The organism is bacterium, assembly GCA_026708055.1.
GTDB lineage: Bacteria > Actinomycetota > Acidimicrobiia > Acidimicrobiales > CATQHL01 > VXNF01.
In genome coordinates, this window is record JAPOVS010000026.1 from 117,694 (window position 1) to 129,555 (window position 11,862).

Genomic DNA, 11,862 nt, shown 5'->3' on the forward strand with positions numbered 1-11,862 from the left:
CCGCACCCCCTTACAGGTCAAGCCATGCCGGATCGGCCGGCGGTGCATCGAAGGCCCGTGGAGGTGCCTCCGGCAGGGCCCGTAGCGCCACGGCGTCCGCCAGCGTCGCCAACCGCTCCGGACCGCCGCGCACCTCGGCCACCGCCACGACGCGCCGGGAGCCCGCCGGACCTCGGGCCAGATGCACGACGAAGTCCACCGCGGCGCTGATCTGATCGCGTACGGCCTGCAGCGGCAGCCCGGCGCCGGCCATGAGGACCATTGTCTCCAGACGCCCGAGCGCATCGGGCGGGCTGTTCGCGTGACAGGTGGACAGGCAACCGTCGTGACCGGTGTTCATCGCCTGCAACATGTCGAAGGCCTCCGATCCCCGGACCTCGCCGACGAGGATCCGGTCGGGCCGCATGCGCAACGCGTTGCGCACCAGGTCGCGCACGGTGACCGCCGCCAGACCCTCGATGCTGGGTGGGCGCGCCTCCAGACGGACGACGTGTGCGGCCTGCAGGTCCAGTTCGGCGGCGTCCTCGACGGTGACGATGCGCTGATCCGCCGGGATGTGCGCCGCCATGGTGTTCAAGAAGGTGGTCTTGCCGGCACCGGTTCCGCCGCTCACGACGATGTTCGCCCGGGCCGTCACCAGCCAGCGCAGCAAGGCCGCGACCGGCGGCGAGGCAAAGTCCTCCAGCCGCAAGGCGCATGCCCGGAAGCGGCGGATGATCAGATAGGGACCGTCGACGGCCACGGGTGGCATGACGACGTTGACCCGCGAGCCGTCCGGAAGCCGGGCGTCGGTCAGCGGCGACGTGCGATCGGCTCGCAGACCCAGCGGCGCCACCACCCGCTCGATGAGCTGGTGCAGCGTTGCCTCGCCGACCGTGACCGCAGTGCGACGCAGCGTCCCGCCCTCCTCCACCCAGACGGCGCCGGGACCGTTGACCATCACGTCGCTCACCGCTTCGAGCGCTACCAACGCCTCCAGCGGGCCCAGACCGGCGAGGCGGGCCTCCACTCGTTGCGCCAGAGCGTCCTGGAGCTCGGGGCTCAGCAGCGGCGCGCGCTGGCGCACCAACTCCCTGATCTGCTCGATGCCCACCGGCTCGCCGGCGAGGCAGGCCTCCACGACGAGACCGTGCAGATCGCGCTCGACGGTCGCGAGCGGCTCGGAGCTCGCGACCGCGGCGGACTCAGTCATCTCCCCTGCCGGGTGCGGTCCCGCGGGCGGGCTCACGCCGGGCAGACCTGCGCCAAGGCCCGGTCCAGCGCCGCAGGGACACGACTGGCCAGCAGCCCGGCGTCCACTGCCCGCGCCACGGACGGGTCGACCTCGAGGCGGAGCACCACCGGGGCACCCACCACGTCCTCCACGTCGCCGGCGGTCAGCGGGCGGCCCGGCTCAACCAGCAACACGACACCGGTCGGCTGCAGAGGCGCCCGCGCCGCCCTGCGCAACGCCAGGAAGCAGGCCCGAGTCACCAGCCAGGACCTGTCGGCTCCGGCCACGATCCGGCGCCGCACGTCGATGTCGTCGGGAGCCGCCCCGGCCGCGACGCCCCCGGCTTCCTCGCCACCGGCTCGCCACAGGCAGCCGCCGTCGATGATCGCCACGCGGTGGTCGGCGACCAGCTCGCGCGCCATCAACTCGGCCCGGTCGGTCCGGGACAGCGGCCCGGCGCCGCGGTGCAGCAGCGAGAGCCCCGAGGCGACTTCACGCTCCAGGCGACGCAGTGCATCGATCTGCACCTCGTCGCCCACGTTCAACCAGTCGGCAACACCGGGCGTGGCGGGCTCGGGCACACCCAGCAGCCCGGCCGAGTCGCCACAGAGGTCGACGAGCAGGGATCCGGCGTCGGTGGTGGCCGCCCACCGCCGAGCCGCCAGGGCCGCAACGACCGACGTCCCCGATCCTCCCTTGACCGACCAGCACGCAACGTACATCTCTGCCTCCTCCTGTTGGCGCGCCCGCCAAGGCGCGCTTCGTGGCTTTCAGGGGGAAGCCGGGAACGTTTCACGACTGGATTCCGGCCTGCGCCGGAATGACGATGGCGACACATCAGCAGGTCGCCGGTCGGCGCTGGAGTTGACGGGCACCTGCGGCGCCGAGTTGGGATCCGGGCCCGGCCGAGCCGGGTGCCGGGAAATCAGTGGGTCAGACTTCGCGGACCTTCTTGGCCACCCAGGCCACGAGTACCGCCACCAAGACGAAGAGGAAGAACTTCTTCATTGCACCGAAGTATACGACCGCGATCTCAAGTCGCAAGCTCGCGCGATAGCGGAGGTGGACGGGAATCGCGGAGGTGGACGGGAATCCCGCGTCATCGGGCAGCCACCGCACGACGGCGGCCGCTGCCGGACGGCGACCGCACATGGGAGAACAGCGGAGGTGGACGGGAATCGAACCCGCCGGACGGGGATCGCCCGTCCCGCCCGCTTTGAAGGCGGGGGAGCCCACCAGGCGCTCGGACACCTCCGCCTGCGACCCTAGCGGGCGGCGGCCGCCGCACCGCAGGCGATCAGACTCGGACGGACAGAGCGCTCAGACGGCCAGCAGGTCCCGGGCGCCGGTGTCCGACGAGGGATGCCGCAGCTTCGACATGGCCCGAGCCTCGATCTGGCGGATCCGCTCGCGGGTCAGGTTGAAGTGCTCCCCGACCTCTTCGAGGGTGCGCGGCTCGCCGCGGTCCAGCCCGTAGCGGAGCGTGAGGATCTCGCGCTCACGCTCGTCCAGCGGCGACAGCAGGCGCTTGATCTCCTCGGGCAGCAGCGCGGTGGCGGCGACCTCGAACGGCGATTCGGCCGAGCGGTCCTCCACGACGTCGCCCAGTTCGGCATCGCCGTCCTCGCGCAGCGGCTCCGAGAGCGAGAGCGGCTCGGCGGCGAAGCGCAGCGCCTCGGTCACCTTCTGCTCGGGCATCTCCACCTCTTCGGCCAGCTCGCTGAGCGTGGCCGGCCGGCCGTAGCGCAGTTCGAGACGGGCGCGGGCCTTCTGGAGGCGGGTGAGCGTGTCGCCGGCGTGCACGGGAAGGCGAATGGTGCGACCGGTGTTGGCGATGCCGCGGGTGATGGCCTGGCGGATCCACCACGTGGCGTAGGTGGAGAACTTGAACCCCTTGCGCCAGTCGAACTTCTCCACGGCGTGCATGAGGCCCAGGTTCCCCTCCTGCACGAGGTCCAGCAGCGGCAACCCCGAGGCCTGGTACTTCTTGGCGATCGACACCACCAGGCGCAGGTTCGACTGCACGAACTGCCGCTCGGCCGCCTCGCCCTCCCCCACCAGCCGGCGCAACTCGACACGGCGGCGCGAAGACAGCGACTTGCCCGCCGCCAATTCCTCGCGTGCTTCGATCCCGACCTCGATCTTCTGGGCCAGGTCGACCTCGTCGTCCTTCGTGAGCAGGGTGTATTGGCCGATGTCGGTCAGATAGAGCCGGACGAGATCTTCTTCGTCCCTCTCAACCCGCTCTCTCGCCACTGACGATGTCTCCCCGAAAATCAACAGGCGGCCGAGTGCCGGCCGCCCGAGCCTCCCCTGAACGAGAGCCGCGAACTCACACTACAGAGCGAGCCGGCTCGTTCAACCGCGCGGCCTGTCAGCACGACAGGTCGGCGAGGCGCCGACCGAGCCTCGCCGCCATCCGGCGCTGGCTCGGCGCCGTGGCCCGCTCGTCGAGCAATGCCAGTCCTCGCGCCTCGATCCCCTGAAGGTCCCCCGCCACGATGGCGCAGAAGCGACCCTCGGCGGCCTCGGCCACGTCGCCGAGTTGGGCGGCGAAACGTTCCAGCGAGGAGCGCAGCCGCGGCAGCACCACGTGCAGGAGCACGACGAGGCGGTCGGAGGTGCCCGTGGCGGCCCCCCGGAACAGTTCCTCCCAGCCCGGCGACGGCGCACGGACCCGCTCGGTGGCCCCCAGAGCCGGAGAGTCCGCCAGTAGCGCCTCCCAGTCGGTACCGTGCTCAGCGAAACGGCGCGCCGTCTGGTGCAGGTACACAGCCACGGCGCCATCCTTCTCGCCGACGCCCCAGAGCCTCAACGACTCCGCCAGGTGCCGCTGCAGCCAGACGTAGCGCCCGACCGAGTCGGTGAGATCTTCGATCATCATGGCACTGGCTCCAGACGACTCGGTCCGCCGGTGAGCCAGATCCTGCACCTGCTGTGCTTTCCCGGCATGCCGCTCAGTCTCGGGCCTCGCCCCGGTAACGGTTCGTGATTGGCATGCGGCGATCCTTGCCGAAGGCCTTGGGCGTCACCCGCACCCCCGGCGGCCCCTGGCGGCGCTTGTACTCCGCCACGTCGACGAGCCTGCCGACCCGCCGCACCAGTTCGGGGTCCGCACCGGCCGCAATGAGCTCGCCGACGGTCTTGTCCCCCTCCACGAAGGCACGGGCAACGGGGTCCAGCGACTCGTACGGCGGCAGGCTGTCCGAGTCGCGCTGGTCGGGCCGCAGTTCGGCCGACGGCGCCTTGGCAAGCACCCGCTCGGGGATGAGCGCCCGGCCGGCGGTGGCGTTGCGACGACGGGCCAGTTCGTAGACCTGCATCTTCCAGATGTCCGCGATCGGCGCGAAGGCGCCGGCCGAGTCGCCGTAGAGCGTGGAGTAACCCACCGCGGCCTCGGACTTGTTGCCGGTGGTGAGAACCAGCCAGCCGAACTTGTTGGCCAGCGCCATCAGAACGATTGCGCGGATGCGCGACTGCACGTTCTCCTCGGCCAAGCCGGGCGGAAGGTCCGCGAACTCCGGTGCCAGCATGGCCTCGAAGGCGCTGTGCGCCGCCTCGATCTCGATGATCCGCCCCTCGATCCCCAGATTGGCACAGAGCGCTTCGGCGTCGGTGACGGAGTGGGCCGAGGAGTAGCGCGACGGCATGAGCACACCGTGCACCCGATCGGCACCGAGGGCGTCGGTGGCCACGGCGGCGACGAGGGAGGAGTCCACGCCGCCGGAGAGACCCAGGCACACATCGGTGAACCCGCTCTTCCGCACGTAGTCGCCGGTGGCGAGGACGAGGGCGGCATAGATCTCATCCAGTGGATCCAGTGGCGACGGCGGCGGAGCCGGCGGCAGTCCGTGCGGGGCAACGGCCGGCGGGGCGCTCACGACGATCGTCGCCAGCGGGCCGACATCGCCCGCGTCCGTCGGCACCTGCCGGGGGACGACGTCGACGAGGAGGATCTCCTCCTCGAACGCCTTCGCCTGCGCCACGACCTGCCCGGCGGTATCGAGGACAACGGATCTGCCGTCGAACACCAGCTCGTCCTGCCCCCCGACCAGGTTGACATACGCCACCGGGCAGTCGATCCGGCCGATGCGCCTCCTGAGAACGCCGAGCCGCTCATCGAGCTTGCCGACGCTGTACGGCGAGGCGTTGATGTTGACGATGACCTCGGCGCCCCCTGCCGCCAACTGCTCGACGGCGCCACCGTCGATCCAGACGTCCTCGCAGACGGAGACCCCCACGGCCACCCCGGCGATCTCGAAGAGCGCTTCCGGCGTGCCCGGCGTGAAGTGGCGGTGCTCGTCGAAGACCCCGTAGTTGGGCAGGTGTGCCTTGCGCGCCATGCCGGCGATGGCGCCGTTGGCACAGACCGCGGCCGCATTGAACAGTGCTCCGTCACAGCCGGCCACGGGCAGCCCCACGACCGCCGCGCAGCGACCGGTCGCGGCGGCGATCTTCTCGAGGGCCGCCTGGCAGTCCGTGGCGAAACGCGGCTTCGCGAGGAGATCCTCCGGCGGGTAGCCGCAGACGGCCAACTCGGGGAAGACGGCCAGATCGCCGCCGCTATCGGACACGTCCGCCAGCGCCGCGAGCATGCGCTCGACGTTGCCGTCGAGGTCGCCGACGGTGAGGTTCAGCTGGCAGATGCCGACGCGGAGCATCCCGTCAGGCTACCGAGACCGCCCTCCGGTCGATCCGGGGGATGTTCGGGTCAGATCGAGTAGTACAGCTCGAACTCCATGGGATGCGGGCGCAGGCCGACCGTGTCGATCTCCTCCCGCTTGGCCTCGATGTAGGACTCCAGGAGCGACTCGCCGAAGACCCCGCCCACTCGCAGGAAGTCGTGATCCTCCTCGAGCGCGTCGAGCGCCCGGCCGAGCGAGCCGGGAACCGTCGCCACACCCGCCAACTCCTCCGGCGACAGCGAGTAGATGTCCTTGTCGAGAGGATCCGGCGGCTCGATGCCGTTGAGCACGCCGTCGAGACCGGCGAGCAGGATGGCGGCGAAAGCCAGATAGGGGTTGGCGGAGGGGTCGGGGCACCGGAACTCGATGCGCTTGGCGGCGGGACTCTCCGAGACCAGCGGCACACGGATGGCCGCGGAACGGTTCCGCTCGGAGTACACCAGGTTCACCGGCGCCTCGTATCCCGGGACGAGTCGCTTGTAGGAGTTGACGGTCGGGGCCGCGAACACCAGGATCGCCGGGGCGTGGGCCAGCACGCCCCCGGTGAAGTGGCGCGCCAACTCCGAGAGGCCGGCGTAGTTGTCGCGGTCGTAGAACAGCGTCTCGCCGTCCTTCCACAGCGACATGTGCACGTGCATGCCCGACCCGTTGTCGCCGTAGATGGGTTTCGGCATGAACGTGACGGTTTTCTGCGCCCGCGCCGCCACGTTCTTGCACACGTACTTGTAGAGCTGCACCTTGTCGGCCATCGCCAGCAGGTGGTCGAAGCGCATGTCGATCTCGGCCTGCCCGGCCGTGCCGACCTCGTGGTGGTGCAACTCCACCTCCACCCCGCACGCCTCGAGGGTGGCGACCATCTCGGCCCGAAGATCCTGGTGGCGATCCAGGGGCGGCAGGGGGAAGTAGCCCGACTTGTAGCGGATCCTGTGGCCGAGGTTCGGATCGTCACGGGCATCGAGCGTGTCGCCACTGGTCCAGATGCCCTCCACCGAACGCACCTCGTACGCCGATCCGTAGGGCTCGTTGTGGTAGTTCACCCCGTCGAAGATGAAGAACTCGGCCTCGGGCCCCACGTAGCAGGTGTCGGCGATACCGGTGCCGTGCAGGTAGCGCATCGCCCGCTTGGCCACGACGCGGGGGTCCTTGAAGTACTCGAAACCGGTCACCGGGTCGTAGACGGTGCACAGCAGGGCCAGGGTCCTGTGCTTGTAGAACGGGTCGATGAAACCGGTGTCGGGATCGGGGATCAGGAGCATGTCCGACCGGTCGATGGTCTGGAAGCCGGTGATCGAGGAGCCGTCGAAGCCCAGCCCCTCGGCGAAGACGTCCCCGGTCAGTTCGTGCGCCGGCAGCGTGTAGTGATGCTGCGTGCCGGGAACGTCCGTGAACCTCATGTCCACGAACTGAATGTCCTCGACTGCCAGGCGCGAAACAACTTCAGCGGGAGTTGTCATTGTGACCCTCCAGTCGGTCCGGTGCCGCTCGTGCGCGTCCCCCGGCGACATTGGCTGGAGACTGCCGGAAGTCTAGGAGTATGTTGCCCGGAGCGGGTACCGGTCGTCCCGGATCGCGCAATCCGGCGGCATTCAGGATCGCCGGTCGGTGGGCCAGGTCGGCGGGCAGCCCCTCGCCAACCAGGTGGCGGCGGCGACCGCCACGAACACCGCGTCCGAACCGTTCACCGGCTCGTCATCGCTGCCGACGATCCGCACGTCCACCGCAGGCATCCGCGACGCCGGAACCACGCCGAAGGATCGCACCGTGAGATCCGCCACCGCGCCGGACTCGTCGGTTGCGATGGCCTCGGCGGTCACGAGGCTGTAGGCCATGTGGGCGGCGCCGATGCAGTAGGACCGCAGCACGACCTCGTCCAGCGGCTGCCCGCAGTCGACCTCCACGGCGATGACCTCGCCGACGTGCGCGGTGGCCACCCCTCCTCCGGGCAACCGGACCGCATCCGCCGTCCCGCGGGCGCCGGCCAGCAGGGCCAGCGCCTCGAGCACACCGGCGGCGCGCAGGTCCGCCGACGTGGGCGGTCCGGCGATATCCACCTCGGTGACCTCCAGGCCGGGTGCGACCGCGGCGACGGCCTCGACGATTCCCGGTGTCCGCGCCACGGCCAGCCGACCGGTGCCGTCGGCGTTGGCCCCACCGGCAACCGGCGGGCGCTTGGGCCCCAGGCGGGTGGCGTCGGGACGGGAGTACAGGACTCGCACCGGCCGGCCCGTCTCCCCCGCGAGCCGCCGAGCCGCCGCCGGGGCCTCCGACCGAGCCTTGGCACCGAAGGCTCCGCCGTTGGCAAGTGGGTCGGCCGGTGTGCCGCCGGGGACGCACCACGAGGCATCGAGCTCCAGGTAGGCCGGCTCGCTCCAGCAGGTCTGCAGGGTGCGGTCCCAGGTGCCCGGCGGCAGCTCCAGCGGCGGGGTGGGGCGCAGCGTGCTGCGCCGTCCCTCGGCTGCCCCCGCCGCCTGGCGTGCCTCAGCCAGCGTCTCCCCCAACACCCAGTCACCATCCGGCGCCGGGACCGCCACCAGGGCGTCGGGTGGGGCCGAGTCGTCGGCGAACCCTCCCTCGCCGCACGCCACATGCGGGCCGGCGACCTGCGATCTCCCACCCTCGATGACCGCTCTGCGGGCGGCGGCAACCAGGTCGCGCGATCCGCCGGGCACCTGTGCCCCCTCTTCGACTGCCCGGGCGGCCTCCAGGATCGTCTGCCAGCCGGTGCAGCGGCACAGGTGGGCGGCCAGAGCCCTGCTGGGATCAGCACCCGGCGAGCGCCGTGTGTGGCTCTCGAGCCTCAGGATGATGCCCGGTGTGCAGAACCCGCACTGGCTGGCGCCGGTGGCGCAGAAGGCATCCGCCCAGACCTCCCTCCGGGCGGGATCCAGGCCCGCCAGCGTCGTGACCCGGCGACCCGCCACGCGCCGGGCCGGTGTGACGCAGGCCACCCGGGCGGCGCCGTCCACCAGCACCGTGCAGGCGCCGCACTGCCCTTGCGGGCTGCAGCCGTCCTTGACCTCGCGGATACCGAGGTGCTCGCGCAGCAGCGTCAGCAGCGAGAAGTCACCGGCGGGCGCGCTGACGGGGCGACCGTCGACAGTAAGGCTGATGTGGTCGCCGGCGGACGCCGGCAAGGAGGTCAGCTGAAGGACTGCCCGCAGCCGCAGGTGCGCTGGGCGTTGGGGTTGTCGATGGAGAAGCCGGCGTTCTGCAGGCTGTCGCTGTAATCCAGGGTGGCGCCCTGCAGCAGCATGGCGCTGGATTGATCCACAATGACGTCAACACCCTCGAACTTGGCGCTCTGGTCGTTGTCGTTGACCTCGGTGTCGAAGTACATCTCGTAGCTGAACCCCGAACAGCCACCCGGGCGGACGGCCACTCGCAGTGCCAGACCTTCTTCGCCCTCCTGGGAGAGCAACTCGCCGACCTTGCTCGCCGCCTCGGAAGTGAGCGTGATCATGAAACACTCCTTGGTCGATTGCCTCGCCTCATCGTTGCCTCCGGAGGGGCTCCGATCCGCAGATCCGTGCATGGACCGGCCCAGTCAGCCTACCCGAGGCGGCTCGTGGCCGGCACGGCCCCGGCCGCGGACCGCCCCGTAGACTTCGCGGCGTGACGGTCGCCCCGACACACGACCCGCAACCGCCGACGACCGAGGCTGTCATGGCGTTGCTGAGCGACGTCATCGACCCCGAACTCGGCAGCAACATCGTCGAGTTGGGGATGGTGGCCGGAACCGAGGTCGACCCGAACGGCCAGGTCACCGTGACCGTCGCCCTCACCACGATGGGTTGCCCGCTGCGGGCGCAGATCCAGCGCGACGTGCGCAATCGGGTGGCATCCCTGCCGGGCGTTTCCGGCGTGGACATCTCCTGGACCGAGCTCTCCTCCGCGGGCAAGGCCAAGGCCATGGCCATCGCCCGGCGCAACGTCGCAGAGAACGCGCCCGACACCGAGATCCCGATCACCACCAAGGTGCTGCTGATCGCCTCGGGCAAGGGCGGCGTCGGCAAGTCCTCGATCTCGGTGAACCTCGCCATGGCGCTGGCCACCGAGGGGATGACCGTCGGGCTGCTCGACGCCGACATCTGGGGCTACTCGGTGCCTCGCATGCTGGATCTGACCGGCCGCCTGGAGGGAGCCGAGACCGAACGCAAGATCCTGCCGCAGACCCGGGAGGTCGGCGAGGGCACGCTGAAAGTCGTCTCGATGGGCCTGCTGGTGGACGACGAGCAGACGGCGCTGATGTGGCGCGGCCTCATCCTGAACCGGGCGGTGCGTCACTTCCTGGAGGACGTGCTGTGGGGACCCATGGACTTCCTGGTGGTGGACATGCCGCCGGGCACCGGCGACGTGCAGATGGGGATCGCCAAGCTGCTGCCCCGGTCAGAGATGATCATCGTCACGACGCCGTCGCGCAGCGTTCAGAACGTCGCGGCGCGCGCCGCCAACATGGGCCGCAACAACTACCTGCGCATCGCCGGCGTCATCGAGAACATGACCGCCTACGAGAATCCCGACGGCACGCGGCATGCGCTCTTCGGCGAGGGCGGCGGCGAGGCGCTGGCCACCGAGATCGGGGCACCCCTGCTGGGCAAGGTTCCGATCGACCCGGTCGTGTCGCCTTCCAGCGACGCCGGCGAGCCGTTCGTGCTCGGCGATGGTCCCGCCGCCGAGGCCATTCGCGGCATCGCCAAGAAGCTCGTGGAGGAGTTGGTACCGGCCGGCGCGCTCGCCGGCTGCAGCGCGCACGTGGCCGGGACTCCCGTCAGCCTGCAACGACGCACTTCGTGAACTTCCGCTTCAGCGAGGAGCAACTCGCCTTCCGCCGGATGCTGCGTGACTGGGTGGAGCGGGAGTGCCCCAAGTCGGTCGCCCGCGACCTCGAGGCCGCCGAGGGACAGTACCCGTTCGAACTCTGGGACAGGATGACGACGGCCGGACTGCATGCCATCGGCATCGATCCCGCCTACGGCGGCCAAGGGGGGACGGCGGTGGATCAGGCGCTGCTGTGCCAGGAACTCGGACGGTCGCTCGCCGGGCTGACTTGGATCTGGGGCATCTCCTCATTCGCCGGGGCGAAGTCGCTCAGCACCTTCGGATCCGACGAGCAGAAGGAGCGCTTCCTCCCCGACCTGGCCGCGGGCAGGCTGCGCTTCGCCATCTCGGTGACCGAACCCGGCGGCGGCACCGACCTGCTGGGCGCACTGCGCACCACCGCCGAGCGCTGCGACGGCGGCTGGCGCATCTCCGGACGCAAGATCTGGTGCACGGCGGCGGCGCAGTCCGACTACCTGCTGCTGCTGGCCCGCTCGGACCCCGACCCGCCGCGCCCGAGTATGGGTACCACGGTGTTCCTGGTCCCCCAGCCCACGAGCGGTCTCGAACTCACGTCGATCCCCAAGCTGGGCATGCGGGCCGTGCCCTCCTACGAGGTCTATCTCGACGAGGTCTTCGTGCCCGACGAGTTGGTGCTGGGCGAGGCCGGGCGCGGCTGGCACCAGCTGCTGGCCTCGCTGAACAACGAGCGGATCCTGGTGGCGGCACTGTGCTGTGGCGTGCTGGAAGGCGTGCTGGAGGAGGCGGTGGCCCACCTCACCGAGCGGGAGGCGTTCGGCCGCCGGCTCGGCGAGTTCCAGGCTCTGCAGCACTACGTTGCCGACATCAGGATGTGGCAGCGGCAAGCGGAACTGGTCACCTACGAGGCCGCCTGGCTGCAGTCGATCGGCGAGCCCTGCGGGACCGAGGCCACGATGGCCAAGGTGCTGGCCTCGGAGTACGCCGTCGGCGCCGCTGACCTGGGCATCCAGATGCTCGGCGGCATGGGCTACGCCGCCGAGACGCACATGCAGCGCTACTGGCGCGACACCCGCATCTACCGCATCGCCCCCATCAACAACGAGATGGCCCGCAGCCTCATCGCCGAGTCCTGCGGCCTGCCGAGAGGTCTGTGAGGGGGACATA

At 70.4% G+C, this 11,862-nt stretch carries 10 protein-coding genes and 1 tRNA gene; 2 read left to right on the top strand and 9 right to left on the bottom strand.

The window, feature by feature from the left end; genetic code table 11:
- Positions 1-10 precede the first annotated feature (10 nt).
- The 9 genes from OXG55_05120 to erpA all read right to left on the bottom strand — a co-directional run bounded on the left by OXG55_05120 (position 11) and on the right by erpA (position 9,358).
- On the bottom strand, positions 11-1,192 hold the full coding sequence (locus OXG55_05120) for a CpaF family protein (GenBank protein ID MCY4102638.1): 1,182 nt from the start codon (positions 1,190-1,192) through the stop codon (positions 11-13).
- Between the two features lie 32 nt (positions 1,193-1,224).
- The gene (locus tag OXG55_05125; GenBank protein MCY4102639.1) at positions 1,225-1,935 is read right to left on the bottom strand and encodes a hypothetical protein; all 711 of its coding nucleotides are present in this window, start codon (positions 1,933-1,935) and stop codon (positions 1,225-1,227) included.
- A gap of 439 nt (positions 1,936-2,374) precedes the next feature.
- Positions 2,375-2,468, bottom strand: a tRNA-Sec gene (locus tag OXG55_05130).
- 65 nt (positions 2,469-2,533) lie between these two features.
- Positions 2,534-3,469: a sigma-70 family RNA polymerase sigma factor gene (locus OXG55_05135; protein ID MCY4102640.1), complete on the bottom strand. Its 936-nt coding sequence runs from the start codon at positions 3,467-3,469 to the stop codon at positions 2,534-2,536.
- Between the two features lie 118 nt (positions 3,470-3,587).
- Entirely contained in the window at positions 3,588-4,097 is a 510-nt protein-coding gene (locus tag OXG55_05140) for a hypothetical protein (protein MCY4102641.1), read from the bottom strand.
- A gap of 73 nt (positions 4,098-4,170) precedes the next feature.
- Positions 4,171-5,874, bottom strand: coding sequence for an NAD+ synthase (locus OXG55_05145; GenBank protein MCY4102642.1), 1,704 nt, complete (start codon positions 5,872-5,874; stop codon positions 4,171-4,173).
- A gap of 50 nt (positions 5,875-5,924) precedes the next feature.
- Positions 5,925-7,352, bottom strand: a complete 1,428-nt coding sequence (gene glnA / locus OXG55_05150) for a type I glutamate--ammonia ligase (GenBank protein MCY4102643.1) — start codon at positions 7,350-7,352, stop codon at positions 5,925-5,927.
- Positions 7,353-7,484: 132 nt separating this feature from the next.
- Positions 7,485-9,032, bottom strand: coding sequence for a 2Fe-2S iron-sulfur cluster-binding protein (locus OXG55_05155; protein ID MCY4102644.1), 1,548 nt, complete (start codon positions 9,030-9,032; stop codon positions 7,485-7,487).
- Positions 9,033-9,037: 5 nt separating this feature from the next.
- Positions 9,038-9,358: an iron-sulfur cluster insertion protein ErpA gene (gene erpA / locus OXG55_05160; GenBank protein MCY4102645.1), complete on the bottom strand. Its 321-nt coding sequence runs from the start codon at positions 9,356-9,358 to the stop codon at positions 9,038-9,040.
- A 152-nt stretch (positions 9,359-9,510) separates the two neighbouring features.
- Between erpA and OXG55_05165 the strand changes: the two genes are divergently transcribed.
- Together OXG55_05165 and OXG55_05170 are read left to right on the top strand one after the other, a co-directional pair.
- The gene (locus tag OXG55_05165; protein ID MCY4102646.1) at positions 9,511-10,692 is read left to right on the top strand and encodes an Mrp/NBP35 family ATP-binding protein; all 1,182 of its coding nucleotides are present in this window, start codon (positions 9,511-9,513) and stop codon (positions 10,690-10,692) included.
- Complete coding sequence (locus OXG55_05170; GenBank protein MCY4102647.1) at positions 10,689-11,852, top strand: acyl-CoA/acyl-ACP dehydrogenase; 1,164 nt, start codon at positions 10,689-10,691, stop codon at positions 11,850-11,852. The genes OXG55_05165 and OXG55_05170 overlap by 4 nt, the downstream gene beginning before the upstream one ends.
- Positions 11,853-11,862 lie beyond the last annotated feature (10 nt).